Origin of the sequence: Cupriavidus sp. SS-3 (assembly GCF_035818815.1) — a bacterium.
Taxonomy (GTDB): Bacteria; Pseudomonadota; Gammaproteobacteria; order Burkholderiales; family Burkholderiaceae; genus Cupriavidus; species Cupriavidus taiwanensis_C.
This window is the reverse complement of the sequence record NZ_JAYLVT010000011.1, coordinates 162,930-187,932: the sequence shown is the minus strand read 5'-3', so window position 1 is coordinate 187,932 and position 25,003 is coordinate 162,930. Positions and strand designations below refer to the sequence as shown.

The window sequence follows — 25,003 nt, the reverse complement described above, 5'->3', positions numbered from 1 at the left end:
GTGTTTAGTCGGCGCTGCCAGGCAGCTTGCCGTCGACGCGCCAGTGCTGCCGCTGCGGGCTGTCCGGGCGCAGCGACGCGGGCAGCAGCCCGGCCGGCATGTCCTGGTAGCTGACCGGGCGCACGAAGCGCGCGATCGCCAGGCTGCCCACCGAGGTGCTGCGGCCGTCGGAGGTCGCCGGCCACGGGCCGCCGTGCACCATCGCATGGCCGACTTCCACGCCGGTGCCGAAACCGTTGACCAGGATGCGCCCCGCCAGCCGTTCCAGCGCGGGCAGGAACGCGCGGGCGGCGTCATGGTCGGCGTCGTCGAGATGCAGCGCGGCGGTCAGCTGGCCTTCCAGTGCGTCGATGACGCCCCGCATTTCGGCAAGGTCACGGCAGCGCACCACCAGCGCGGCGGCGCCGAAGACTTCGTGGCGCAGCGCCGGGTCGGCGAGGAAGGCGGCGGCGTCGGTGGCGAACAGCGCGGCCTGCCCCTGCGTGGCAGATCCTGCCGCGCCGCGCGCGACGGTCTGCACCTGCGCGTGCCCGGCCAGCGACGCGACGCCGGCGCAATAGGCGCGATGGATGCCGGGGGTCAGCATGGTCGCCGCGGGCAGTGTGGCCAGCCGTGCCGAGGCAGCCTGCAGGAAGCGGTCGAGGTCGTCCCCTGCAACGGCCAGCACCAGGCCGGGATTGGTGCAGAACTGCCCCGCGCCCAGCGTCAGCGAATCGGCGAAGGCGGTGCCGATGGCTTCGGCGCGCTGCGCCAGTGCATGCGGGAACAGCAGCACCGGGTTGACGCTGCTCATCTCGGCAAACACCGGGATGGGCTCCGGCCGCGCTGCAGCCAGCGCCATCAGCGCCATGCCGCCCGCGCGCGAGCCGGTGAAGCCCACCGCCTTGATGCGCGGATCGCGCACCAGCCCTTGGCCGATTTCCAGCCCTGCGTCGAACAGCAGCGAGAACGTCCCTTGAGGCAGGTCCATGCCGGCCACGGCCTGCTGGATGGCGCGGCCGACCAGCTCGGAGGTGCCGGGATGCGCCGGATGCGCCTTGACGATGACGGGACAGCCCGCGGCCAGCGCCGATGCGGTATCGCCGCCGGCGACCGAAAATGCCAGCGGGAAATTGCTGGCGCCGAATACCGCCACCGGTCCCAGCGGGATCTGGCGCAGGCGCAGGTCCGGGCGCGGCAGCGGCTTGCGTTCGGGCTGGGCCGGATCCACGCGCAGTTCCAGGAAATCGCCCTGGCGCAGCAGGCTGGCGAACAGCCGCAGCTGGCCCACGGTGCGGCCGCGCTCGCCTTCGATGCGGGCTCGCGGCAGGCCGGATTCGGCGACGCAGCGGTCGACCAGCGCATCGCCCAGCGCCAGGATATTGGCGGCGATGGCTTCAAGGAAATCGGCGCGGCGCTCGGGGGCGGTTTCGCGGTAGGTGTCGAACGCCTGCCAGGCGAGGGCGCAGGCGTGGTCGAGCTGCTCGGGCGTGGCCCCGCCGAAGGCGGGTTCCAGCGTGGCGCCGGTGGCGGCGTCGATGGCGTGGAGGGTGCCGAGGGTGCCGCGGGGGGATTCGCGGCCGATCAAGAGGTTGCCGGTGAGGGTCATGGTGGGATTTGTGAAAGATGGAGCGGACTTCGTATCTGCGACAGTCGGAGGCATCGTCAGGGATAGCGCTTCGTGGATGCGCCGGCCCTCACCCCCGCCCCTCTCCCGCAAGGCGGGAGAGGGGAGCAAACCGCGGGCGTGGCAAATGCGTTCTGGGTGCTCCCTCTCCCGCTCGCGGGAGAGGGCTGGGGTGAGGGTCAGCGCTGCTCGATGCGAGGCGCCAGCACATCAAGGCCAAGAGTCTCACCGCCCCCACCGCAACACCATCGGATCCAGCCGCCGCGCGATCCGCATCAGCCCTTCGCGCGTGGCAGGGTGCATCGGCTGCAGCGGGTGGCGCACCGCGTCCGACGCGATCACGCCGCCTTCCTGCATCAGCACCTTGCTGGTGGCCAGCCAGCCCTGGCGGTTTTCGTAGTTGATCAGCGGCAGCCATTGCTGGTAGCGCTGCGCGGCCAGTTCGGCGTCGCCGGCCTGCCAGGCATCGAGGATCTGGCGGATGCCGTCGGGAAAGCCCGCGCCGGTCATGGCGCCGGTGGCGCCGGCTTCCAGGTCGGCCATCAGCGTGATGGCCTCTTCGCCGTCCCACGGGCCGACGATGGCGTCGCCGCCCAGTTCGATCAGCTCGCGCAGCTTGGCCGCGGCCTGCGGCACCTCGATCTTGAAGTACGACACATTGCCGATCTCGCGCGCCATGCGCGCCAGGAACGGCGCGCTCAGGGTGGTGCCGCTGACCGGCGCGTCCTGGATCATGATGGGGATGTCGATCGCGTCCGAGACCGTGGCAAAGAACTCATGGATGCTGCGCTCGGGCATGCGGATGGTGGCGCCGTGGTAGGGCGGCATCACCATCACCATGGCGGCGCCGGCGTCCTGCGCCGCGCGACTGCGCTCGGCGCACAGGCGCGAGCTGAAATGCGTGGTGGTGACGATCACCGGCACGCGCCCGTCCACGTGCTCCAGCACGGTCTTCATCAGCACGTTGCGCTCGTCGTCGCTGAGCACGAACTGCTCGGAGAAATTGGCCAGGATGCACAGGCCGTGCGAGCCGGCATCGATCATGAAGTCGATGCAGCGGCGCTGGCCGTCCAGGTCAAGCCCGCCGTGCGCGTCGAAGATGGTGGGCGCCACCGGGAATACGCCGCGGTAGACGGTGGGGGTTGGGCTGCGGGTCATTGGTCTGTCTCCGGGCTGTCAGTCAAACGGTCGGGGCCAATATACGAGCCGCCCGGCGGGCTGTATATTGAAACCTTTCCATCTGGTGATCGCTTTTGCGACTCACCGACCTGTCATGAAATCCACCCTCGAGACCGTCATGGGCCGCCTGCGCGTGAAGCAGTTGCAACTGCTGATCGCGCTCGACGAGCATGCCTCGCTGCACCAGGCGGCCGCGGCCATGGCGATGACCCAGTCCGCGGCGAGCAAGTCGCTGCAGGAGCTGGAAAGCATGCTGGAGGCACCGTTGTTCGAGCGCTCGAGGCGTGGCATGCGGCCCAACGCCTTCGGCCATTGCGTGATCCGGCACGCGCGCCAGCTGGTGGCGGACCTGGGCGCGATGTGCGACGAGGTGGCCGGCATCCGCGCCGGCAGCGGCGGCCGTGTCGCCGTCGGCACCATCATGGGCGCGGTGCCCGAGGTGCTGGTGCCGGCGCTGGCGCAGTTGCGCCAGGCGCACCCGGAGCTGGCGCTGGAAGTCATCGAGGACACCAGCCGCCGCCTGCTGGAACTGCTCGACGACGGCCACCTGGACCTGGTGATCGGCCGCTCGCTGGTCAGCGACGAGCCGGCGCGCTACCACTACCACGCGCTTGGCGACGAGCAGGTGGCGGTGGTGGTAGGGCGCTCGCATCCCGCGCCGCGCGCGGCCCCGATGGGGTTTGCCGACCTCGCGGGATATCGCTGGATCACGTATGCCGGCCATATGCCGATGCATGCGCTGCTGCAGCGCGAACTGGACCTGGCCGGCATGAGCTTCCCGGCCAATGCGGTGTCGACCTCATCGGCGTTCGTCACGGTGGCGATGCTGCAGGACGATCCCCGGCTGGTATCGCTGCTGCCCGCGGGCGTCGCCGCCATGTTCGCGCGCCAGAAGATGCTGCGCATCCTGCCGGTGCGGCTGCAGTCGCGCCAGCAGACCTTCGGCATCGTCACGCGGCGCGGCGGCGGCCTGTCGGCGGCGGCGCGGCAGCTGGTGGCTATCCTGAAAGCGGGCCCGCGCGGATCCGGTGCGGCGGAGTCCAAGGTATAACGTCAGGTGATCGCCAGTTCAAAAAACGTCAGTAGTAGCGAATCGCTGATGCTCCTATAGTCTGGCCATCCGCGCCGCAGAGCCGGACAGCAAACGACGGAGACAGCAATGAAGACATGGATCGCCGGCACGCTCGCCGGCCTCGCCACGATGGCCGCGGCAACGGGCGCGGCATGGGCCCAGGACACGCGCCCGGTGCGGCTGATGGTGGGCGCCGCGCCGGGCGGCGGTACCGACGTGATGGCGCGTATCGTCTCCGACAAGCTCGCCGCGCAACTGAAGCAGCCGGTGGTGGTGGACAACCGCCCGGGCGCGTCCAATACCATTGCCGCGGACATCACCGCCAAGGCGCCGGCGGACGGCAATACGCTGCTGATGGGCGTGGTCACCTCGCAGGCGATCGCGCCGCACCTGCTCAAGCTGCAGTTCGATCCGCTCAAGGACCTGGCGCCGGTGGCGCTGGTGTCGACCGTGCCCAATGTGCTGGTGGTCAACAGCCAGGTGACGGCGCGCGACGTCAAGGCGCTGGTGGCGCAGATCCAGGCGAATCCGGACAAGTTCCGCTACAGCTCGTCGGGGGTCGGCAGCACCCAGCACCTGGCCGGCGCCGCCTTTGCCCGCCAGGTCAAGGGCAAGCTGCTGCATGTGCCGTACAAGAGCAGCAGCAGCGCGCTGGTAGACCTGATGGGCGGGCAGGTGGACATGAGCTTCGAGACCATGCCCTCGGTCATCGGCCATATCAAGGCCGGCAAGCTGCGCGCGCTGGCGGTGACCGCCGACCAGCGCTCGGCGCTGCTGCCCAACGTGCCCACGCTGGCCGAAGCCGGCGTGCCGGGGATCCAGATGAGCGCGTGGTACGGGGTCTATGCCCCGGCCGGCACGCCGCCCGCGACACTGCAGAAGCTGGGCGGCGCGCTGGCGACGGTGCTCAAGGACCCCGACACCGTGCGCCGGCTGGCCGACGTGGGCGCGGTGCCTGGCGCGCTGAGCGCCGCGCAATTCGATGCCTTCTCGCGTGCCGAATATGTGCGCTACGGCAAGCTGATCGCAGAACTGGGCGTCAAGCTCGACCAATAACCTTTCGGAAGCCTCATGCATTCCCGTCCAAGAATCGCCATGGTGCTGGGCGACCCCGCCGGCATCGGTCCCGAACTGATCGCCCGGCTGCTGGCCGATGCCGGCACCGCCGCGCAGGCCGAGATCCTGCTGATCGCCGACCGCGCCGAATGGCGCCACGGCATGCAGCTCGCCGGGGTCGAGCTGGCGCTGGCCGAGACCGATGCGCCCGCCTTCGCCGCCGATGGCCAGCCGCGCCTGTACCACTGGCAGCTGCCCGAAAGCCCGGCCTATGCGCGCGGCGTGGCCAGCGCCGAAGGCGGCCGCTACAGCCTGGGCACGCTGACGCTGGCACTGGAGCTGGCGCAGGCCGGACAGGCCGATGCGATCCTGTTCGGGCCGCTGAACAAGAGCTCGCTGCACGCCGCCGGCATGAGCCACAGCGACGAGCTGCACTGGTTTGCCGAGCAACTCGGCTACCACGGCGATTTCTGCGAGTTCAACGTGCTGGACGGCCTGTGGACCTCGCGCGTGACCTCGCACGTCGCGCTCAAGGACGTGCCGGCGCTGATTACCCCGGCGCGCGTCGGCGGCGCGATCGACCTGATCGATCAGGCGTTGCGCCGCGCCGGCATGGCCAGCCCGCGCATCGCGGTATGCGGCCTGAACCCGCACAACGGCGACAACGGCGCCTTCGGCCGCGAAGAGATCGACGTGATCGCACCCGCCGTGGTGGCGGCGCGCGAACGCGGCGTCAATGCGCAGGGCCCGTTCCCGGCCGACACCATCTTCCTGAAGGTGCAGGGCGGGCCGTCGCAGCGCCAGTTCGACGCCATCGTCACCATGTACCACGACCAGGGGCAGATCGGCATCAAGCTGATGGGCTTCTCGCGCGGCGTGACGGTGCAGGGCGGGCTGCCGGTGCCGATCACCACGCCCGCGCACGGCACCGCCTTCGATATCACGCAGCAGGGTCGCGCCGATCCCGGCGCCACGCAGCAGGCGTTCCAGCTTGCCTGCCGCATGGGGGCGCAACGGCGCGCCGCCGCAAACGCCTAGCCACTCGTCAATCCATACCGGATCCAGCATGACCGCCCCCCGGCGCGGCCGGGGTGCGTTCGCGCCAACGCATTGCCATCAGGAGCTGAACATGAAGATCACCAACGTCCGCGCCCGCGTCTTTGAGTGGAAGGGCAAGACCGTGCCGCCGCAGGCGCATTTCTGCACCAACGCCACCGACATCCTGTTCGAGCGCGGCGACGCCATGGGCTCGTTCCGCTTCCACGGCTGGATGGTGGTCGAGATCGAGACCGATACCGGCCTGGTCGGCATCGGCAACTGCGCGCTGGCCCCGCGCGTGGCCAAGCAGATCGTCGACGAATACCTGGCGCCGGTGGTGATCGGCCAGGATCCGTTCGACAACGAATACCTGTGGCAGAAGATGTACCGCCGCACCCATGCCTGGGGCCGCAAGGGCATCGGCATGGCGGCGATCTCGGCGGTCGATATCGCGCTGTGGGACCTGATGGGCAAGGCCGTGGGCAAGCCGGTGTTCAAGCTGCTGGGCGGGCGCACCAAGGAAAAGATCTGGTGCTATGCCTCCAAGCTCTACAACAACGACGACCGCGATGCCTTCCTGGCCGAAGCGCAAGGCTACCTCGACCAGGGCTTTACCGCGCTGAAGATGCGCTTCGGCTACGGCCCCAAGGACGGCCCCGCCGGCATGCAGAAGAACATCGAGCAGGTGCGGCTGCTGCGCGAGCTGGTCGGCGACGGCGTCGACATCATGCTGGAGTGCTACATGGGCTGGACGCTCGAATACGCGCGCCGCATGCTGCCGCGCCTGGCCGAGTTCAACCCGCGCTGGCTCGAAGAGCCGGTGATCGCCGACGATATCGAAGGCTATGTCGAACTGAAGAAGGCGAGCCCGTTCCCGATCTCCGGCGGCGAGCACGAGTTCACCTCGTACGGCTTCAAGGACCTGCTGGAGCGCCGCGCGGTCGATGTGATCCAGTACGACACCAACCGCGTCGGCGGCATCACCGCGGCGCAGAAGATCAACGCCATGGCCGAGGCCTGGTCGGTGCCGGTGATCCCGCACGCCGGCCAGATGCACAACTACCACCTGACCATGGCGTCGACCGCGTCGCCGATGTCGGAGTACTTCCCGGTGCACGACGTCGAGGTCGGCAACGAACTGTTCTACTACATCTTCAAGGGCGATCCGGCGCCGGACAACGGCTACCTGCAGCTTGACGACAACCTGCCGGGGCTGGGGCTGGAACTGAACGAGGAATATTTCAGCCAGTTCAACATCATCGGCTGATTGGGCGGCAACGGGCGCCGGCTCGCGCCGGCGCCCGCTTGTACCGGATGCGGCATCTTCCAGCCTTGGCAACCCGCGCCCGCCGGCCTTTGCCGGCCTAGAATCAAGAGGCGAAAAACGCTTGTCCTGGAGTTCGCCATGGCCAGATCCCTGCGTCTGCTGGCCGCCTGCGCGGCATCGCTCGCCCTGGGCGCCGTTGCCGCGCCGCCCGCCGGCACCCTGTCGCTCACCTTCGTTCATCCGGAGACCTACACCGACGCCGCTTACCGCAGCGACTACGGCAGCGAGAAGGACCGGGCGCAGGTGATGAACGATATCCGCCGCCACTTCGACAAGCTGGCGGCGCGTTACCTGCCGGAGGGCTATGCGCTGAGCATCGAAGTGCTCGACGTCGACCTGGCCGGGCATTTCGAGCCGTGGCACAGGCAAGCCTACAATGTGCGCATCGTGCGCGATGTCACCTGGCCGCACATGACGCTGCGCTACGAACTGCGCGGCAGCGACGGTGCCGTGATCGGCAGCGGCGAGCAGCGTATCGCCGACCCGACGTTCAATTTCGGCATCAACATCTACGATCCCTCCGACCGGCTGCGCTACGAAAAGGCAATGATGGACCGCTGGTTCGACCAGGCCGTGACCCGCCGGATCGCGGCGCGCCAGACCGGACAGGGATGAGCCGGCGCTGGCATGACCGGCCCGGACACAACGCGCCGGATCAGGGCCGCCGCTTCTTCCACTCGTAGTCGGGCGGCGGATCGGCCGCGCCGGCGCGGCCGACCGAGTCGGGGTTTTCCGAGCACAGCGTGACAAAGCTGACCGCCTCGCCCGCGTGCTGGCGCTGGCGCAGCGCTTCGGTAAAGCGCAGCGCCTCGCGCATCGCGTCGCTGGGGAACGACTGCGCATGCGGCGTCAGTCCTGTGCCGAGGGCTTCGGACCAGTAGACCATGTACATAAGGCTTCCTTTGCTTGCGCGGGGGTGTGCCAGGGCTTTGCAACCTTCGTTCCCGCTGCCGCGGCGGCGCGCAAGGGAAGGCCGGGTGTGCCGGGGACCACGATTGCAAACCCTTCCTCCGCCTTTTGCAAGCTTTGGCATGGCGCGGGCACAATGGGCGCTTGCCCCATGCGCCTGCGCCTCTGTGCCGTTCCCGTCTCGTTCCCATGCCCGAACTTGCGCTCATACCCGCCACCGCCGCCGATGCCGACCGGCTCGCCGCCATGCACGCTGCCAGCTGGCAGCACACCTATCCCGGCATGCTGCCGGACGCTTACCTGCGCGACCAGGCCTACCCCGAACGCCTGGCGGCCTGGCGCGCGCGCATGCACGACGGCGCCGATGGCCCGGCCGAGGTCACGCTGGCGCTGGTCGACGGCGAGGCCGCCGGCTTTGCCTGCCTGTTGCCGCAGGCCGACCCGCGCTTCGGCATCTACCTGGACAACCTGCATGTCCTTCCCGCTTTCCATGGCCAGGGGCTGGGCAAGCGGCTGCTGGCCCATTGCGCGCAACGTGTCATGCAGGGCTGGCCAGGGCAGCCGCTGTTCCTCTACGTACTCGAGGCCAATACGCAGGCGTGCGAGTTCTACCAGCGGCTGGGCGGCGAGGCTTCTGAGCCGTTCGAGGACGATTTCCATGGGCCCGACCTGCGCGTGATGGTGCGGCGGGTGACGTGGCCAGACGTGGCGGCGCTGGCCAGGCGGCTGGCGTAGAACTGCATGGCGGCGCGGCAGGCGTTGCCATGCCCCGCGCCACTGCCCTACCATCGCCGGCATGCCAACCGGAGACCACCCGCCATGACCCCATCGATCGCTCGCCTGCCGCAGCCCGCCCGTTCGCAGCTGGCGCGCGTCCTTGCTGCCGCCAGCCTCGCGGTATTGGCGGGCTGCGCCGGCACGCCGGCCGTGCCGCCTGCCGCCGGCAACCCCGCCGGCCCCACGGCTGCCGCGCCGCACTGGCAGCGCGTGCATCTAGGCGCGGGCGCCGGCTATGACTTCCCGGTCTATGCCAACCACCGGCTCGACGGCGACCTGTCGCGCATTCGCGAAGTGGTGTTCGTCCAGCATGGCCTGCAGCGCAACGGCGATGACTACTATGCCGCGGGCGCCGAACTGCTGAAGGCCAGCGGCCGCAACCCGGACGAGGTGCTGCTGGTCGCGCCCAATTTCCCCGGCACGCCCGACCAGAAGAAGGGCTTTACCGGCATGCCGCACTGGACGGTGCAGGGCTGGCTCAGCGGCGAGGATGCGGTCGAGGGCCCGGCGCGCGTCAGCTCATTGCAGGTGCTGGACGACCTGCTCGCACGCTTCACCGACAAGGCGCGGCTGCCGCTGGTGCGCAAGGTGACGGTGGCCGGCCATTCCGGCGGCGGGCAGATCGTGCACCGCTACGCGGCGCTGAACCATGTCGACGAACGCATCCGCGCGGGCGGCATCGACCTGCGCTACGTCGTGGCCAATCCCTCGTCGTACCTGTATTTCACGCCGGTGCGGCCGGCTGGCGCCGACGGCAAGTCGTTCGCGCCGTATGACAGCACCCGTTGCCCCGACTACGACAAATACCGCTACGGCATGCAGGACATGGTGCCGTATGCGAAAGGCGTCGACGGCATGGCGCTGTACCGGCGCTATGCCGGACGCCAGGTGACGTATCTGGCCGGCACCGAGGACAACGATCCGAACCATCGCGTGCTCGACAAATCCTGCGGCGCCGAGGCCGAGGGCTCCACGCGGCTGCAGCGTGCGCGCGGCTACCTGCGCTACGAGCGCTACCTCGCCGGCCCGGGTTTGGTAATCCGCCACCAGGCTTATGAAGTGGTGGGCGTGGGGCACGACCAGGCCCGCATGTTCGGTTCGCAATGCGGGGCGCAGGCCGTGTTTGGCATGCCGGAGGCGGCCAATGCTGGCGGCGCGGCCTGCCGCGCGCCGCAGCTCTGAGGCGCGCGCGCCGGGTACGGTCATGGCAAGAAAAAACCCGCGAAGCTCGCGGGTTCAAGTCCCTGCCCGCAGGATCGGGCTTGGAGGAGGCAACCACAGGGAAAACGGTGGCGCGGGATCAGCTCAGGTTGTATTTGACGACCTGTTCCTCGACGCCGACAAAACGTACCAGCTGGCGCAGGCCGCTGGGATATTCCTTGATATGGTGCCCGTCGGGCGTATCGGGCAGGCGGTAATAGACTGGCGCCTTGTCGTGCACTGGCGCCAGCAGGCCGAGCGGTCGCGCGTCGGCCTCCCAGGGCACGTCGCGGTCTTCGGCAAGCAGGATTCTTCCGGTCATGGACACACTCCAAAGTTCTGCATGGTGCGGCCGGGGGCGGATCGTTTTTGCTCGCACAGCTTCAATGTATGGAATGTATGGCACAGCGGCCGGAAATGCCATTCAGCATTTTTTAATTCTGTCTGGCGGGAAATTTCTTAATTGACAAAATCGACGAATATATCGCTTTGCGCCATATCGCGCGGCCTCTTTCAGGCACCGGCCGGCATTGCGCTACCATAGCGCCAGTTTTTGAAAGTGCGGTGACCGGCGCGCCTGCCGGCACGCTGTGCTGTCCGAATCCACTCCCATCATCCCCGCGCCCAGCAGACGCATGTCGACCCAGCACGCCTTGTTGATCTCCCTGATCGAAAAGCCCTCGTCCGGCTACGACCTGGCCCGGCGCTTCGACCGCTCCATCGGCTATTTCTGGCATGCCACGCACCAGCAGATCTATCGCGAACTGGGCCGCATGGCGGACAGCGGCTGGATTGCCGCCGATGAAAGCGACGCGTCGGAAGGCGAGGGCAACGCCGACCGGCGCAACCGCAAGAAGGTTTACCGGGTATTGCCGGCGGGCCGTGAAGAACTGGCGCGCTGGGTGCTGGCGCCGGGCGCGGGGCTGGACCAGCGCGAGGAGATCCTGGTCAAGCTGCGCGCCGATGCGGTGATCGGCCCGCTTGGGCTGGGCGACGAGATGCGGCGGCTGATCGCGCTGCACCGCGCCCGCCTCGAGACTTACCTGGCGATCGAGCGGCGCGATTTCTCGGCGCCGGACATGGACCGCGCGCAGCAACTGCGCTATGCGCTGCTGCAGCGCGGGATCCGCTTCGAGACCGACTGGGTAAACTGGGGCGAGGCCTTGCTGCCGCTACTGTAGCGGCAGCACGGGCGCGTGCTCAGGCCAGGTCGACGGCGCGCGCGCCGGCCGGGCTGGCTTCGCCCAGTCCCAGGCGGCGGCGCGCCAGCGCGTACTCCTCGGCAAAGCGGCGCACCAGTTCGGCGGCCGGCACCACGCGCTTGATCGCGCCGACGCCCTGGCCGGCGCCCCAGATGTCTTTCCACGCCTTCACGCTGGTCGAGCCGAAGTTCATCTTCGACGGGTCCGATTCCGGCAGCGCGTTCGGGTCCAGCCCGGCGCGCTCGATGCTGCCGCGCAGGTAGTTGCCGTGCACGCCCGTGAACAGGTTGGAATAGACGATATCGTTGGCGCTGCTGTCGACGATCATCTGCTTGTAGCCGTCCTGCGCGTTGGCTTCCTGCGTGGCGATGAAGGCCGAGCCGATATAGGCCAGGTCGGCGCCGGCGGCCTGCGCGGCCAGGATGGCGTCGCCGCTGGAGATCGCGCCCGACAGCAGCAGCGGGCCGTCGAACCACTCGCGGATCTCGTGCAGCAGCGCGAACGGCGACAGCGTGCCGGCATGGCCGCCGGCACCGGCAGCCACCGCCACCAGGCCGTCCGCGCCTTTTTCGATCGCCTTGCGCGCGAAGGCGTTGTTGATGACGTCATGCAGCACGATGCCGCCGTACGAGTGGACTGCGTCGTTGACTTCCTTGCGCGCCCCCAGCGAGGTGATCACGATCGGCACCTTGTAGCGCACGCACAGCTCCAGGTCATGCTCGAGCCGGTCGTTGGACTTGTGCACGATCTGGTTGACCGCGAACGGCGCCGACGGGCGCTCCGGGTGCTTCGCGTCGTGTTCCGCCAGTTCGGTGGTGATGCGGTCCAGCCATTCCTCCAGCTTGGGCGCGGGGCGCGCGTTCAGCGCGGGGAACGAGCCGACCACGCCGGCCTTGCACTGGGCGATGACCAGGTCCGGGTTGGAGATGATGAACAGCGGCGAGCAGACCACCGGCAGCGAAAGCCGGTTCTGCAGCTGGGCGGGAAGGGCCATGGGGAAGTCTCCTTGGTAATGTCGATGGATTCGGTGTAGCGATGCGGTGGCGCTGTCGTCCGGCGCGAGTCAGGCGGCGCCGGTCAGCACATCCTTCTGGCTGGCCAGGCGCGCGGCCATGGCGGCGGCCAGCGCCTCCAGGCCGGAGCGCGGGCGCACCATGACCTCGAACTCGGCAATGCGGCCGGCGTCGTCGAAACGGATCATGTCGATGCCCTTGAGCGCCTTGCCGTCCACGCTGGCGCTGAACTCCAGCACCACGCTGTGGCCGTCGTCGCTGACAAAGCTGCGGTGATAGCGGAAGTCCTGGAACACCTGGTTCACCGTGGTCAGCACCAGCGCGATGGCGGCGCGGCCGGGATACGGCGTGTGCGCGACCGGCGAGCGGAACACCACGTCGTCGGCGACGATGGCATCGAGCCCGGCCATGGAATGGGTGGCGATCATCTGGTGCCAGGCGTCGAGCGAAGCCTGGGCGGCGGGGAGCAGGGCAGTGGTCACGGGAGGTCTCCTGACGGGCGCTATAGGTTTGCTGCGATCTCTTTCCGGATTTATGCAACCAGTTGCATAGTGCGTCGAAAGGTAGCACGCCGCGTGGTCCGCTGCAAGCTCGGCGCGTGCATGGCGGCGCGCAGTGACGCGTTGTCTACAATAGTCGGGATCGTCCGCTGGCCGCCGGCCTGATGCGGCACAGCAGGAGAATCCGTGACCACCAAGCCCAGCGCCGCCCAGCTCGAGCAGGCGGCCTTGTTCGATGCCGACCTGGCCGCCTGGCGCGACCACCCCGAGCGCGCGTTCGACGGCTGGCTGGCGCAGCACGGTTTTCGCCACGGCACCAGCGTGGTGTACCGTGCCATGTGGGGCAAGCTGCTGCGCTGGTCGGCCGAACGCGGCCTGCCGCCGCTGAGCTGGTCCGCCGAGCAGATCGGCGAATTCCTGGACGCGCAGCAGCTGCACAAGTCGCACCGCTACCGCTATGCGCGGCTGATCGAGCGGGTCTTTCATCACCTGTCGCGCTTGCGCGAGGGCATGCACAACCCGGGCAGCCAGGCGGTGCGCGCTCACCTGGCCGAAGGTGAAAACGACCCCACCGCCTTCCTGCTGCCGGGCGAGCGCGACCTGCTGGTGGCGCGCATCCTCGGCCCGGCCGGCGCCCCGGCTGGCGACACCGCCGCCGCGGCTTCGCCGACGCAATGGAAGCGTGCCCGCGACGCGGCGCTGCTGGCCGTGCTGCTGGGCGGCGGCCTGAAGGTGGCGGAGGCGCGCGCGCTGCGCACCGACGTCATCGCCGACGGCGCGCCTGGACGGATGGCGCTGCGCATGGTGCGCCCGGACAACGGCCGCGCCTACACCGTGCCGCTGTTCCCGCTGGCGCATGCGCCGCTGCGCGCCTGGCTGGCGTTGCGCGAGGCGTCCGGCACGCTCGGCAGCCTGGTGTTTCCGGCCATGCCGACGGGGCGGCCGATGCATGCGGCGTCGGTCTACCGGCGCGTGGAAATCTTGCTGGACGAAGCCGGCGTGCTGGCCGGGCGCAGCGAGCGCGCGTCGCCGCAGACCTTGCGCAATACCTGCGCAGCCATGCATTTCGAGGCCGGCACGGCGCCCGCCGAGGTGGCGCAGTGCCTGGGCATGCGCGACCTGGAATCGGGCTGGCGGCTGCGGGCGGCGTATGAGGCCTGGCAGGCGCGGGCAGGGCTGGTGGCGCCGGCTTCCGCGGCTTCTGACTGAAAGCCGTGACTGGGGCGGCTGTCAGGGCGCCATGGTGCATCGTGGATAATAGCTACCTTCCCGTGCCCGGCATGGCCGTCAAGTTATTTATCGCGCACACAGCGCACCGGCTGCCCTCCGCACAACGCTGAACCGAATCGATCGACGCCAATACCCATGCCTGAAACCTTGCTGCTGACCGGTGCCACCGGCTATATCGCCTCGCATACCTGGGTCGCGCTGCTCAATGCCGGCTACCACGTGATCGGCCTGGATAATCTGTGCAACAGCAGCCCGGCCGTGATCGACCGGCTCGCCACCATTACCGGCCAGGCCCCGCATTTCGTGCAGGGCGACGTGCGCGACCGCGCGCTGCTGGACCGGCTCTTTGCCGAGCACCGCATCAGCGCGGTGATTCATTTTGCCGCGCTCAAGGCGGTGGGCGAATCGGTCAGCCAGCCGCTGGCCTATTACAGCAACAACCTCGATGGCCTGCTGACGGTGTGTGCCGCCATGGGCGCGGCCGGGGTGAAACAGCTGGTGTTCAGTTCCTCGGCCACGGTTTATGGCAATCCGCACACCGTGCCGATCCTGGAGGATTTCCCGCTGTCGGCGACCAACCCCTATGGCCAGACCAAGCTGATGGGCGAGCAAATCCTGCGCGACCTGGAAAAATCCGATCCGGCCTGGCGCATTGCCTATCTGCGTTATTTCAATCCGGTCGGCGCGCATGAAAGCGGCCTGATCGGCGAAGACCCGCGCGGCATTCCCAACAACCTGATGCCTTATGTAGCGCAGGTGGCGGGCGGGCGCCGCGACCAGTTGATGGTATTCGGTGGCGATTACCCGACCGTCGACGGCACCGGCGTGCGCGACTATATCCATGTCTGCGACCTGGCCGACGGCCACCTGGCGGCGCTCAATTATCTTGGCCGGAAGGGCCGCGGCATGACCGTGAACCTGGGCACCGGCCGTGGCTACAGCGTGCTGGAGGTCGTGCAGGCCTACCAGCGCGCCAGCGGCAAGCCGGTGCCGTACCAGATCGTGGACCGCCGCCCCGGCGATATTGCCGCCTGTTATGCCGACCCGGCACTGGCCCATGAGCTGCTGGGCTGGCGCGCGCAGCATGACCTCGACCGCATGTGCCAGGACTCGTGGCGCTGGCAGTCGATGAACCCGCACGGCTTCGACGCCTGACCCGGCCGGTTTTTCGCCACGCAAAACAAAAACGCCACGGAAGTCTCCGTGGCGTTTTGCCGTCGGCCGGATCGCGCGCTTCAGCGGATCAGGAAGTCCTCGACCGATTTGCCCTGGGCCAGGGCCTGGGTCAGCCAGCCCGGGCGCTTGCCGCGGCCGGTCCAGGTATTGCCGGCGTTGTCGCGATAACGTACCGGCACCTTGCGGTTGGCCGCCTTCTTGCCGGCCGGGGCCTTCGCGCCAAAACCCAGGTCTTCCGCGGTCAGGCCATATTGCTCGATTTTCTCGCGAATATCCGCGATCACGGCGGATTGTTCGCGCGCCTTGATTTCCTCGGCTTGCTTCTGCAGTTCGCTGATTTTCTGAACGATTTCCTGATACGTCGCCATTGCGTCCTCGGTTTCCGGTGATTGAATTGCGCTGGGTGCGCTGGTGGGCGGGGAAAATGCTGAAAACAATTATAACGGGCCGGCTGCCGGCTGCAAATCCTGGTCGCGTAATCCCGGACGGTTTTTGCGAAAATTCTTGCTGCTGATAATTGTGTGAACTTTCAGTGTCAGGGCGAGTCGCCGCGGATTTTTCCGTGTCCCAGCGGTATTGCGATGGAGGGCGGCAGTGCCGAAATCCCGGCGGTATTCCCGACCGCACCGGGCTGTCGTCGTTGTGTGCGGATACCGGCCATGACATTAATCGCGCCGGCATTTACGGACAGGCCGCCACCCCCGTTTCAGGCCATCCCGCCCACGCAACCCCTCGACGTGGCTGATATCCGACATGGCGTTTATCGCCGATTCACCATAACCGTGCGCGCCGGACGGCGACTCAAGGATGAAGGGGGCGCGCCGTTATCCGGGCAGGGCGGATCAATGCGGTAACGATCCTGCCGGACCGGGGCAAGGGGTGTGTCCCGCGGATTGCCAGTGTCTTAATTCATCATGTCCTTCCACAACAATATTCAGATCAAGACCCTGCTACGGGGCGCCATGGGAATCCTGTCGCTGCTGCTGTTGCTGGTCGGCGGCGCCGGCCTGTACGGCATCTCGCAGAGCAACGACGCGCTCAAGGACACTTATGCCAACCAGCTTGGCTCGACCGTCGCGCTCAGCGATGCGATGCTGGCCACCACGCGCATGCGCCTGGCGCTGGACCGCAACGTGATGCAGGGCGAGCAGGACGATCCCAAGGTCAACGTGGATCGCTCGCGGGTGTTCGTGGAGGCGTCGGACGCGGCCTGGAAGCGCTACATGAGCTTGCCGCAGAATGCCGAGGAACAGGCCCTGGCGGCGGAACTGGGCAAGCAGCGCCAGGCTTTCATGGAGCAGGGCGTGCTGCCGCTGCAGGCGGCCTCGCTGGCGGGCAACCAGGAAGAGGCGGTGCGGTTGGCGAAGAAGGTGCTGCCCGACCTGCAGCGCAGCATGTCGAGCGCGCATGAAAAACTGCAGAAATTCCAGATGGCGGCGGGCGAGGCCAACTTCGGCACGGCACAGGCAAGTTTTGCCCGCATCCGCATGCTGTCGATCGTGATGATCGTGCTGGGCCTGGCGATTGCCGCGCTGTGCGCGGTCACGCTCAACCGCGCCATCGTCGCGCCGGTGCAAGAGGCACTGGCGGTGTTCGAGCGCATTGCCCGCGGCGACCTGACCGCGCGCATCACCAGCATCTCGAAGAACGAGATCGGTCGCATGATGCAGGCCCTGGCCGCGATGCAGTCGAGCCTGTCGGGCATCGTCGCCGAAGTGCGCAGCGGCGCGGATTCGATGGCGTCGGCCACGCAGCAGATTTCCACCGGCAACCTGGACCTGTCGCAGCGCACCGAGGAACAGGCCTCGTCGCTGGAGGAAACCGCCGCGAGCATGGAAGAACTGACCACGGTGGTGCGCCAGAACGCCGACAATGCGCGCCAGGCCGGCGTGCTGGCGGGCGAGGCCTCGCAGATCGCGCTCAAGGGCGGCGAGGTGGTGGGCCGCGTGGTCGATACCATGAACGAGATCAACGGCGCCTCGCGCAAGGTGGTGGAAATCATCAGCGTGATCGAGGGCATCGCCTTCCAGACCAATATCCTGGCGCTCAATGCCGCGGTCGAAGCCGCGCGCGCCGGCGAACAGGGACGCGGCTTTGCCGTGGTGGCGGGCGAGGTGCGCAGCCTGGCGCAGCGCTCGGCGTCGGCCGCCAAGGAGATCGAGGCGCTGATCAGCGAGTCGGGCCAGCGCGTGGAGAGCGGCACCCGGCTGGTGGCCGAAGCCGGCCAGACCATGGGCGAGATCGTGCAGGCCGTGCGCCGCGTCACGGACATCATGAACGAGATCGGCGCGGCGTCGCAGGAGCAGACCAGCGGCATCGATCAGGTCAGCCAGGCCGTGACCCAGATGGACCAGGTCACGCAGCAGAACGCCGCGCTGGTCGAAGAGGCCGCGGCGGCGGCGGGTGCGCTGGAAGAGCAGGCGCAGAAGCTGAAGAACGTGGTCTCGGTGTTCACCGTCAACACCGCGGCGGCGCCGGCCATCACGGCCCGTGTCGGTGGAAGCGCCGCAGCAAAGACGGCGGCAAAGGCGGTGGCATCGGCCACGCCGGCGATCCCCGCCGTCGCCAGCGACAGCCTGGCCACGCGCACCACGACGGTGCGTAAGGTGCCGGTCGCCACGACGGCGCGGGCCGCGGCCAGGCCGGCGAGCAGCCCGGCAATCCCCCCTGCAGCGCGCTCCGCAGCGCGTCCGGCAGTGACCGCGGCCGGCGGTGACGATGACTGGAGCGCGTTCTGACCCCTGCGTTGGAGTCATTGCCTTGTTCACACGGCGACTGCAAGATGACATGATGCGGGGTTTGCCCCGCGTCCTGACCGTCTTCGCGCATCTTCATCATCATCGCGCAGCCCAATGATTGCCCTGAGTTCCGTCCTGTTGCTGCTGGCCGCCCTGCTGGGTGTAGCCGCCGCCCTCGGCGTTCGCGCCGGGCGCGCGGACCAGCCGGCCGGCAGCCGGTCGCTGCGCGTGCTGACGTGGTCGGCGGCGCTGCTGTCGCAATTGAGCATCGGCATGCCGGTGCTGGTGGTGGGCCTGTCGGGCAGCGTACCGGCCGTCAACGACACCGCGCAGCTGGCGGCCAGCTTTGCCGCCGCGGCGGCGGCCACCACCGCGGTCAAGCTGCTGGTGCAGTGGCTGCGCCAGGGCGCGCGCCTGTGGCGCGGCGCGGCGCTGATGGCGGTGGTCGCCGGGGCCGGGCTGGTCGCGGCCGCCGGCACGCACCTGGGCCGCTCGTGCGGCGCCGGCACCGTGACCGCGCGCGAGTGCATCGACGCCGCCGGGCTGCCGCACCCGGCCTGGCTGGCAGGCGGCCTGACCGCGCTGTGCGCGCTGCTGTTCGCCGTCCACCGGGCGCAGTCGCGCGGCTGGCTGCCGGCGCCGGTGCGCGCCGACGCCACGCTGGCCGACGAACTTGCCGATGACCTGCCGGTGCTGCACCGCGGCGCCGAGCCGCGGCTGGCGCGGCGCGGCGCGCGCATCCCCGGGCGCCCGGGCCGGCTGACCGTGCGTGCCGCCGCGCGCGGCCAGGACACGGTGGGCGAGTACAGCGTGGCGACGGTGATGCCGGACCGCGTGGCGTTCGGCCGCTGGCTGGACCAGGCCATCAGCCAGGCCCGCCTGGCCGAGACCGGTTGCGCCGTGCTGCTGATCCATATCGCCGATTACCGCGAAGTCGACGAGGTGTTCGAAGTGCGCGCCGACGATATCCTGGCCCAGGACGCCGGCGCGCTGGCGCAGGCCGTGCTGGAGCCGCACGACTTCCTGGCGCGGCTGGCGCGCGACGAATTTGCCGTGGGCGTGCCCGAGCTGGTCCACCACGGGCGCGCGCAGGAACTGGGCTCGCGCATGCTGGGCTCGCTGGCGGAGTTCATTGCCGCGCGCGGGCTGCAGATGCAGATCGGCGTGAACATCGGCATCGCCATCTATCCGCGCGACGCGCAGACCTCGGAGGCGCTGATGCAGGCGGCCCGCGTCAGCCTGGCCGAAGCCCGCCAGAGCGGCTCGAACCAGGTGCGCCTGTTCAACAGCGCCGCCGGCGAACGTGCGCGCCGCACCCGCGTGATCCGGCGCGACCTGTGGGTGGCGATCCAGGACGATACGCTGTCGCTGCAGTTCCAGCCCAAGTACGACGCGCGCCGCCGCACCGTGGTCGGCGCCGAGGCCCTCTGCCGTTGGCGTCATCCCGCGCTGGGCCAGGTCAGCCCGGCCGAGTTCATCGCCGTGGCCGAACAGTCCGGACAGATCGACAAGCTCGACGACTGGGTCCTGACCAGCGTCTGCCGCCAGGTGCGCCAGTGGCGCGACGCCGGCGTGCCGACCGTGCCGGTGGCGATCAATGTCTCGGGGCTGCGCTTTGCCAGCCGCAACTTCCCGCAATACCTGCTGGAGCAGATCCACCAGCACGACATCCCGCCCTCGGCGATCACGCTGGAAATCACCGAGACCGCGGCGATGAAGGACATCGGCAAGTCGCTGGAAACGCTGGCCGAGCTGCAGTCGCTCGGGATCCAGGTGGCGCTGGACGACTTTGGCAGCGGCTATTCCAGCCTGGGCTACCTCAAGCGGCTGCGCGTGGGCACGCTCAAGATCGACCGCACGCTGATCGGCGGGCTCGATACCGATGCGCAGGGCCGCGCCATCGTCGGCTCGATGGTGGCGCTGGCGCACGAGCTGCGCATGAAGGTGGTGGCCGAAGGGGTGGAATCGGCCTCGCAGCTGGACATCCTCAACCAGATGGGTTGCGACGAAGTGCAGGGCTACCTGCTGTCGCTGCCGCTGGACGCCGCCGGTTTCGGCGATACCCTGCGCGCGCAGTCCGTCGCCTGACGCCTAAAGCCCGGCCGCCGCGCCGCCGATAACCGGTCTGGCAGGCTGGCCCGCGTGGGCCCGGCCCTGTGCCGGCCCGTCCGTCGCCGGCCGCGTGGCCCGTGCCATCGATGTTCCTGGCGGACCCAACCCGTTCCCGCACCTCCGGAGGCGCCCATGTCATTGCCCAGCATCCTCGTCGTCGACGATTCGCCCTCGCTACGCCGCATGATCGGCGCCTGCCTGCGCGCCGGCGGCTTCGACGTGACCGAGGCCGCGGACGGCGACCAGGCGCATGCGCTGGCCGTCGCCGGCAGCTTCGGCATGCTGGTCACCGACCAGGTCATGCCCGGCATGGACGGCCTGACGCTGATCCGCAGCCTGCGCGCCACGCCGCGCTACGCGCGCATGCCCATCCTGATGCTGACCACCGAGCAGGACGGCAGCATCCGCGAACAGGCCCGCGCCGCCGGCGCGTCGGGCTTCCTGCCCAAGCCGTTCGACCCGGACGGGCTGATGCAGGCCGTGGCCGCGCTGCTGGACGCGGCACCCCCTACGTCGGAAGGGTAAGGAAAGACCCGGCGTCGCCCTTCAGTCACCCCCGGATGCTGCCGTAAACACTGGTGGGCGATGTCATGCCCCGGCGCAGCCAGCGGCCCCGGCCGCTGCGGCGCCAGAGAAACCAGCATGAGCCAAACTTGGGGGGCTAGACGATGCAGCACATCGACAAGGCAGACGGCGCGGGCGAGGAGTTCCTGGCCTTTACCCTGGGCCGCGAGGAATACGGCGTCGATATCCTGAAGGTGCAGGAGATCCGCGGCTACGAGTCGGTCACCCAGATCGCGAATGCGCCCGACTACATCAAGGGCGTGGTCAACCTGCGCGGCATCATCGTGCCGATCATCGACCTGCGCATCAAGTTCCGCCAGCCCAATGTCAGCTACGACCAGTACACGGTCGTGATCATCGTCGACCTCAACGACCGCACCACCGGCATCGTGGTGGACGGCGTTTCCGACGTGCTGACGCTGAGCGCCGCGCAGATCAAGCCCACCCCGCACTTCTCCGGCGAACTGGCGACCGACTACATCCGCGGCCTGGGCTCGGTCGAGCAGCGCATGCTGATCCTGGTCGACATCGAGAAGCTGCTCAATACCGAAGAACTGGCCGCGCTGGAAGCGGTGTCCTGATCCTGCAGTAGCGCCCCCCGCCGTCCGCCACGCGCAACGCGCGCACCGGACCGAACCCGCCCGCGGTGCGGCCGCATGGACCCATGCGGCGCGCCACAGGCAAGCAGTGCAGACTTAGATGCGAAACAACCAACCCGTCACGCAGCGCGAGTACCCGCTGTCTCCTTCCGACTACCTGATCTCGCGCACCGACCTCAAGGGCCGTATCACCTTTGCCAACCGCACCTTTATCGAGGCCAGCGGCTTTGCGGCGGAGGAATTGCTGGGCGCGCCGCATAACCTGGTGCGCCATCCCGACATGCCGCCCGAGGCGTTCGCGGACTTGTGGCAAGACCTGCAGGCCGGACGCACGTGGATGGGCGTGGTCAAGAACCGCCGCAAGAACGGCGACTTCTACTGGGTCAATGCGACCGTGACGCCGACGCGTGTCGACGGCCGCGTGGTGGGCTACACCTCGGTGCGCTCGATGGCCACGCGCGAGCAGGTGCAGGCCGCCGGCGCCGCCTATGCGCGCTTTCGCGCGGGACGTGCCGACGGGCTGGCGATCCGCCACGGCGCGGTGGTGCGCACCGGCCTGCGCGGCCTGGTGCAGGGACTGCTGCGGCTGAACCTGAAGCGCCGCATCCTGTGGGCGCAGGCCGGCGGCCTGGCGTGGTTCCTGGCCGCGCTGGTTGCGGTGGAGGCGCTGGGCGGCACGGCTGCCGCGAGCTTGCGCCCCTGGCTGTGGGGCGGCTTTGCGCTGGCGCTGGCCTGGTCCTTCGCCGCCGGCACCATGCTGCTGGCGCGCGTGGAGCGGCCGGTGCGCGACATGCTGGACTTCGCGCTGCGCATGGGCGCGGGCGACCTGACCACGCGCTTCGAGCACCGCAGTGGCGACGAGATCGGCGCGCTGGCGCAGGCGATGCAGACCATGCAGCGCAGCCTGCTGTCGGTAGTGCATGAGATCCAGGAAGGCATGGCCAGCATCTCGACGGCCACGCGCCAGGTGGCGGCGGGCAACAACGACCTGTCGCAGCGCACCGAGCAGCAGGCGGCATCGCTGGAGCAGACCGCGTCGAGCATGGAAGAGCTGACCAGCACGGTGCGCCAGAACGCGGACAACGCGCGCCAGGCCAGCGGGCTGGCGGCCAATGCTTCGGACACGGCATTGCGCGGTGGCGAAGTGGTGGGCCGGGTGGTGCAGACCATGGACGAGATCAACGATGCGTCGAAGAAGATCGTCGACATCATCGGCGTGATCGAGGGCATTGCGTTCCAGACCAACATCCTGGCGCTGAACGCGGCGGTGGAAGCCGCGCGCGCCGGCGAGCAGGGCCGCGGCTTCGCGGTGGTGGCGGGCGAGGTGCGCAGCCTGGCGCAGCGCAGCGCCAACGCGGCCAAGGAGATCAAGGGCCTGATCGGCGATACGGTGGCGCGCGTGGATAACGGCTCGGCACTGGTCGGCCAGGCCGGCCAGACCATGGAAGAGATCGTGCAGGCGGTCAAGTCCGTCACCGACATCATGGCCGAGATCAGCGCGGCGTCGGCCGAGCAGAGCTCGGGCATCGAGCAGGTGAACCAGGCGGTGGCGCAGATGGACGAGGGCACGCAGCAGAACGCGGCGCTGGTGGAAGAAGCCGCCGCGGCGGCCGGCGCGCTCGAAGAGCAGGCGCTGCGGCTGCGCGATGCCGTGTCCACCTTCCGCGTCAGCATGCAGGCGGAGGTGCGGCCGCAGCGCCAGCCTGCGCAGGCGCGCGGCGATGCGGTGCCGGCACGGGCCTAGACCCGGGGCGGTACGGTAGCCGCACGGTCGGGATCGAAGTGAAGGCGGGCGCGGCATGCCGCGCCGCCAGCGTACACAGGGTGCGGCAGGCCGTGCCCGAGGCTTCAGTTACAAGGGGGAGTTGCTATGCATTGGTTCAATCAATTGCGCGTCACGACCAGGCTGGTTGCCGGATTCCTGGTCGTTGCCGTGATCGGCGCCGTGATGGGGCTGCTGGGCGTCGTCAACATGGGCCGCATGGCCGACTGGACCGGCAAGATCTACAACGACGACCTGCGCGCGCTCAAGGCGGTGCAGGACGCCAACATCAACCTGGTCTACGCCAGCCGCTCGCAGATCGCGCTGCTGTCGGCATCGACCATGGGCGAGCGCACGGTCGAGAAGGAGCAGATCGCCAAGTCGCTGGCCGCGATGGACGAACGCATCCGCCAGGTGGCCGGCGCCTTCGAGAAGCCCGAGGGCAAGGCGCTGGTCAAGCAGTACCAGGACCTGTCGCCGGCGTTCCGCGCGCGCATGGAAAAGTACGTCGAGCTGGTCAGCAAGCAGCCGCTCGATACCTCGCAGTTCGAGAGCCAGGTGTTCTCCGAAAGCGCCGACCTGCTCAAGGACAGCCACGCGCTGGAAGCCGTGATGCTGCAGATGGTCAAGCGCCGCGACGACCGCGCCCGCAACAACATGGAAGAAGCGCGCAGCGTCTACGATGAAACGCGCCTGTGGATGCTGGGCCTGGTGCTGGGCGGCCTGGCGCTGTCGGTGCTGCTGGGCGTGCTGCTGGCACGCGCGCTGTCGCGCCAGCTGGGCGGCGAGCCGGCGTATGCCGCGGCCATCGCCGCGCGCATTGCCGAGGGCGATTTCTCGCAGCCGGTGGCCACGCGCGCCGGCGACAAGGGCAGCCTGGTCTTTGCGATGCAGCAGATGCAGCAGCAGCTGTCGCGCATGGTGCGCGATTTCAAGGCCTCGGCCGAATCCATCGGCAGCGCCTCGCGCGAGATTGCCGCGGGCAACAACGACCTGTCGCAGCGCACCGAGCAGCAGGCGGCGTCGCTGGAGCAGACCGCGTCGAGCATGGAAGAGCTGACCAGCACGGTGCGCCAGAACGCGGACAACGCGCGCCAGGCCAGCGGGCTGGCGGCCAATGCTTCGGACACGGCATTGCGCGGTGGCGAAGTGGTGGGCCGGGTGGTGCAGACCATGGACGAGATCAACGATGCGTCGAAGAAGATCGTCGACATCATCGGCGTGATCGAAGGCATCGCGTTCCAGACCAATATCCTGGCGCTGAACGCCGCGGTGGAAGCTGCTCGCGCCGGCGAGCAGGGCCGCGGCTTCGCGGTGGTGGCGGGCGAGGTGCGCAGCCTGGCGCAGCGCAGCGCCAACGCGGCCAAGGAAATCAAGGGGCTGATCGGCGATACGGTAGCCCGCGTGGACAACGGCTCGGCGCTGGTCGGCCAGGCCGGCAAGACCATGGATGAGATCGTGCAGGCGGTCAAGCGCGTGACCGACATCATGGGCGAGATCAGCGCGGCGTCGGCCGAGCAGAGTTCGGGCATCGAGCAGGTGAACCAGGCGGTGGCGCAGATGGACGAAGTCACGCAGCAGAACGCGGCACTGGTGGAGGAAGCCGCCGCCGCAGCCGGTGCGCTCGAAGAGCAGGCCGGCCGCCTGCAGTCCGCGGTGGCGACCTTCCGCCTGGCCGCGGAGGACGAGCGCGCGGAGCGCTTCGAGGTAATGCCGGCCGTGCCCGCCAAGACCCAGCGCGCCGCGGGCGCGGTGCGTGCCATCGCCGCAAGCAAGCGTGCGGCCAAGCTGCCCATGGCCAAGGCGGAAGCCGCCAGCGCCGATGAAGCCCCGCACGACGCGGCCGGGCCGGCGCCAGCAAAGCCGGCGCCGCGCGCCGCGGCCATGACGCCGCGACCCGCGCTTGCCGCGGCCGATAACGGCGACTGGAGCGCGTTCTGAGT

At 68.9% G+C, this 25,003-nt stretch carries 23 protein-coding genes; 16 read left to right on the top strand and 7 right to left on the bottom strand.

From position 1 onward, the window contains the following. Nucleotides 1–4: 4 nt before the first annotated feature. Both U9J39_RS18495 and U9J39_RS18490 read right to left on the bottom strand, forming a co-directional pair. Nucleotides 5–1,588, bottom strand: coding sequence for an aldehyde dehydrogenase (NADP(+)) (locus U9J39_RS18495; protein ID WP_326347723.1), 1,584 nt, complete (start codon nt 1,586–1,588; stop codon nt 5–7). 243 nt (nt 1,589–1,831) lie between these two features. Then, nucleotides 1,832–2,764: a dihydrodipicolinate synthase family protein gene (locus tag U9J39_RS18490; RefSeq protein ID WP_115712000.1), complete on the bottom strand. Its 933-nt coding sequence runs from the start codon at nt 2,762–2,764 to the stop codon at nt 1,832–1,834. Nucleotides 2,765–2,879: 115 nt separating this feature from the next. Between U9J39_RS18490 and U9J39_RS18485 the strand changes: the two genes are divergently transcribed. The 5 genes from U9J39_RS18485 (at nt 2,880) to U9J39_RS18465 (ending at nt 7,893) form a co-directional block, all read left to right on the top strand. After that, entirely contained in the window at nt 2,880–3,836 is a 957-nt protein-coding gene (locus U9J39_RS18485; RefSeq protein WP_115712002.1) for a LysR substrate-binding domain-containing protein, read from the top strand. A gap of 108 nt (nt 3,837–3,944) precedes the next feature. Continuing rightward, a complete protein-coding gene (locus U9J39_RS18480) occupies nt 3,945–4,913 on the top strand; it encodes a Bug family tripartite tricarboxylate transporter substrate binding protein (protein WP_326347722.1) in 969 nt (322 codons plus the stop codon). A 15-nt stretch (nt 4,914–4,928) separates the two neighbouring features. Beyond that, entirely contained in the window at nt 4,929–5,951 is a 1,023-nt protein-coding gene (locus U9J39_RS18475; RefSeq protein WP_326347721.1) for a 4-hydroxythreonine-4-phosphate dehydrogenase PdxA, read from the top strand. A gap of 91 nt (nt 5,952–6,042) precedes the next feature. Beyond that, entirely contained in the window at nt 6,043–7,218 is a 1,176-nt protein-coding gene (locus U9J39_RS18470; protein WP_115699485.1) for an L-rhamnonate dehydratase, read from the top strand. 138 nt (nt 7,219–7,356) lie between these two features. Next, nucleotides 7,357–7,893 (top strand): DUF3016 domain-containing protein, encoded by a 537-nt coding sequence (locus tag U9J39_RS18465; RefSeq protein WP_115712007.1) that lies wholly within the window; start codon nt 7,357–7,359, stop codon nt 7,891–7,893. Between the two features lie 40 nt (nt 7,894–7,933). Here U9J39_RS18465 and U9J39_RS18460 read toward each other — a convergent pair whose 3' ends face one another. Then, nucleotides 7,934–8,170 (bottom strand): hypothetical protein, encoded by a 237-nt coding sequence (locus U9J39_RS18460; protein WP_018004736.1) that lies wholly within the window; start codon nt 8,168–8,170, stop codon nt 7,934–7,936. Nucleotides 8,171–8,376: 206 nt separating this feature from the next. Between U9J39_RS18460 and U9J39_RS18455 the strand changes: the two genes are divergently transcribed. Beyond that, on the top strand, nt 8,377–8,922 hold the full coding sequence (locus U9J39_RS18455; RefSeq protein WP_326347720.1) for a GNAT family N-acetyltransferase: 546 nt from the start codon (nt 8,377–8,379) through the stop codon (nt 8,920–8,922). A gap of 84 nt (nt 8,923–9,006) precedes the next feature. Beyond that, the gene (locus U9J39_RS18450) at nt 9,007–10,146 is read left to right on the top strand and encodes a hypothetical protein (RefSeq protein WP_326347719.1); all 1,140 of its coding nucleotides are present in this window, start codon (nt 9,007–9,009) and stop codon (nt 10,144–10,146) included. 118 nt (nt 10,147–10,264) lie between these two features. Here U9J39_RS18450 and U9J39_RS18445 read toward each other — a convergent pair whose 3' ends face one another. Beyond that, complete coding sequence (locus U9J39_RS18445; protein ID WP_018004733.1) at nt 10,265–10,486, bottom strand: hypothetical protein; 222 nt, start codon at nt 10,484–10,486, stop codon at nt 10,265–10,267. Nucleotides 10,487–10,799: 313 nt separating this feature from the next. Between U9J39_RS18445 and U9J39_RS18440 the strand changes: the two genes are divergently transcribed. Next, nucleotides 10,800–11,345: a PadR family transcriptional regulator gene (locus tag U9J39_RS18440; RefSeq protein ID WP_115712013.1), complete on the top strand. Its 546-nt coding sequence runs from the start codon at nt 10,800–10,802 to the stop codon at nt 11,343–11,345. Between the two features lie 19 nt (nt 11,346–11,364). Here U9J39_RS18440 and U9J39_RS18435 read toward each other — a convergent pair whose 3' ends face one another. Further along, nucleotides 11,365–12,360, bottom strand: a complete 996-nt coding sequence (locus U9J39_RS18435; RefSeq protein ID WP_115682242.1) for an NAD(P)H-dependent flavin oxidoreductase — start codon at nt 12,358–12,360, stop codon at nt 11,365–11,367. 69 nt (nt 12,361–12,429) lie between these two features. Then, nucleotides 12,430–12,861, bottom strand: coding sequence for a nuclear transport factor 2 family protein (locus U9J39_RS18430; protein ID WP_115682243.1), 432 nt, complete (start codon nt 12,859–12,861; stop codon nt 12,430–12,432). A gap of 204 nt (nt 12,862–13,065) precedes the next feature. On the opposite strand from U9J39_RS18430, the gene U9J39_RS18425 reads away from it, so the two are divergent. Beyond that, on the top strand, nt 13,066–14,088 hold the full coding sequence (locus U9J39_RS18425; protein WP_115712015.1) for a tyrosine-type recombinase/integrase: 1,023 nt from the start codon (nt 13,066–13,068) through the stop codon (nt 14,086–14,088). A gap of 156 nt (nt 14,089–14,244) precedes the next feature. Further along, entirely contained in the window at nt 14,245–15,264 is a 1,020-nt protein-coding gene (galE, locus tag U9J39_RS18420) for a UDP-glucose 4-epimerase GalE (protein WP_116313339.1), read from the top strand. Nucleotides 15,265–15,344: 80 nt separating this feature from the next. On the opposite strand, the gene U9J39_RS18415 is transcribed toward galE, so the two are convergent. Beyond that, nucleotides 15,345–15,653 (bottom strand): H-NS histone family protein, encoded by a 309-nt coding sequence (locus U9J39_RS18415; protein WP_062802319.1) that lies wholly within the window; start codon nt 15,651–15,653, stop codon nt 15,345–15,347. Nucleotides 15,654–16,199: 546 nt separating this feature from the next. Here U9J39_RS18415 and U9J39_RS18410 point away from each other — a divergent pair. From U9J39_RS18410 to U9J39_RS18385, 6 genes are all read left to right on the top strand, one after another. Next, nucleotides 16,200–18,023, top strand: coding sequence for a methyl-accepting chemotaxis protein (locus U9J39_RS18410; protein ID WP_326347718.1), 1,824 nt, complete (start codon nt 16,200–16,202; stop codon nt 18,021–18,023). A gap of 114 nt (nt 18,024–18,137) precedes the next feature. Further along, a complete protein-coding gene (locus U9J39_RS18405; protein WP_116313341.1) occupies nt 18,138–20,111 on the top strand; it encodes a putative bifunctional diguanylate cyclase/phosphodiesterase in 1,974 nt (657 codons plus the stop codon). A 156-nt stretch (nt 20,112–20,267) separates the two neighbouring features. Further along, nucleotides 20,268–20,660: a response regulator gene (locus U9J39_RS18400; protein WP_115682248.1), complete on the top strand. Its 393-nt coding sequence runs from the start codon at nt 20,268–20,270 to the stop codon at nt 20,658–20,660. Between the two features lie 143 nt (nt 20,661–20,803). Next, on the top strand, nt 20,804–21,280 hold the full coding sequence (locus U9J39_RS18395) for a chemotaxis protein CheW (protein ID WP_115712022.1): 477 nt from the start codon (nt 20,804–20,806) through the stop codon (nt 21,278–21,280). Between the two features lie 118 nt (nt 21,281–21,398). Continuing rightward, nucleotides 21,399–23,042, top strand: a complete 1,644-nt coding sequence (locus U9J39_RS18390; RefSeq protein WP_326347717.1) for a methyl-accepting chemotaxis protein — start codon at nt 21,399–21,401, stop codon at nt 23,040–23,042. Between the two features lie 126 nt (nt 23,043–23,168). Next, nucleotides 23,169–25,001 carry a methyl-accepting chemotaxis protein gene (locus U9J39_RS18385; RefSeq protein WP_326347716.1) on the top strand — a complete coding sequence of 611 codons (1,833 nt, stop codon included), beginning with the start codon at nt 23,169–23,171 and terminating at the stop codon, nt 24,999–25,001. Nucleotides 25,002–25,003: the final 2 nt, after the last annotated feature.

Coding starts and splice junctions, on each gene's coding strand:
- U9J39_RS18495 (WP_326347723.1), bottom strand. CDS start 1,588: ATGACCCTCACCGGCAACCTCTTGATCGGCCGCGAATCCCCCCGCGGC.
- U9J39_RS18490 (WP_115712000.1), bottom strand. CDS start 2,764: ATGACCCGCAGCCCAACCCCCACCGTCTACCGCGGCGTATTCCCGGTG.
- U9J39_RS18485 (WP_115712002.1), top strand. CDS start 2,880: ATGAAATCCACCCTCGAGACCGTCATGGGCCGCCTGCGCGTGAAGCAG.
- U9J39_RS18480 (WP_326347722.1), top strand. CDS start 3,945: ATGAAGACATGGATCGCCGGCACGCTCGCCGGCCTCGCCACGATGGCC.
- U9J39_RS18475 (WP_326347721.1), top strand. CDS start 4,929: ATGCATTCCCGTCCAAGAATCGCCATGGTGCTGGGCGACCCCGCCGGC.
- U9J39_RS18470 (WP_115699485.1), top strand. CDS start 6,043: ATGAAGATCACCAACGTCCGCGCCCGCGTCTTTGAGTGGAAGGGCAAG.
- U9J39_RS18465 (WP_115712007.1), top strand. CDS start 7,357: ATGGCCAGATCCCTGCGTCTGCTGGCCGCCTGCGCGGCATCGCTCGCC.
- U9J39_RS18460 (WP_018004736.1), bottom strand. CDS start 8,170: ATGTACATGGTCTACTGGTCCGAAGCCCTCGGCACAGGACTGACGCCG.
- U9J39_RS18455 (WP_326347720.1), top strand. CDS start 8,377: ATGCCCGAACTTGCGCTCATACCCGCCACCGCCGCCGATGCCGACCGG.
- U9J39_RS18450 (WP_326347719.1), top strand. CDS start 9,007: ATGACCCCATCGATCGCTCGCCTGCCGCAGCCCGCCCGTTCGCAGCTG.
- U9J39_RS18445 (WP_018004733.1), bottom strand. CDS start 10,486: ATGACCGGAAGAATCCTGCTTGCCGAAGACCGCGACGTGCCCTGGGAG.
- U9J39_RS18440 (WP_115712013.1), top strand. CDS start 10,800: ATGTCGACCCAGCACGCCTTGTTGATCTCCCTGATCGAAAAGCCCTCG.
- U9J39_RS18435 (WP_115682242.1), bottom strand. CDS start 12,360: ATGGCCCTTCCCGCCCAGCTGCAGAACCGGCTTTCGCTGCCGGTGGTC.
- galE (WP_116313339.1), top strand. CDS start 14,245: ATGCCTGAAACCTTGCTGCTGACCGGTGCCACCGGCTATATCGCCTCG.
- U9J39_RS18415 (WP_062802319.1), bottom strand. CDS start 15,653: ATGGCGACGTATCAGGAAATCGTTCAGAAAATCAGCGAACTGCAGAAG.
- U9J39_RS18410 (WP_326347718.1), top strand. CDS start 16,200: ATGTCCTTCCACAACAATATTCAGATCAAGACCCTGCTACGGGGCGCC.
- U9J39_RS18405 (WP_116313341.1), top strand. CDS start 18,138: ATGATTGCCCTGAGTTCCGTCCTGTTGCTGCTGGCCGCCCTGCTGGGT.
- U9J39_RS18400 (WP_115682248.1), top strand. CDS start 20,268: ATGTCATTGCCCAGCATCCTCGTCGTCGACGATTCGCCCTCGCTACGC.
- U9J39_RS18395 (WP_115712022.1), top strand. CDS start 20,804: ATGCAGCACATCGACAAGGCAGACGGCGCGGGCGAGGAGTTCCTGGCC.
- U9J39_RS18390 (WP_326347717.1), top strand. CDS start 21,399: ATGCGAAACAACCAACCCGTCACGCAGCGCGAGTACCCGCTGTCTCCT.
- U9J39_RS18385 (WP_326347716.1), top strand. CDS start 23,169: ATGCATTGGTTCAATCAATTGCGCGTCACGACCAGGCTGGTTGCCGGA.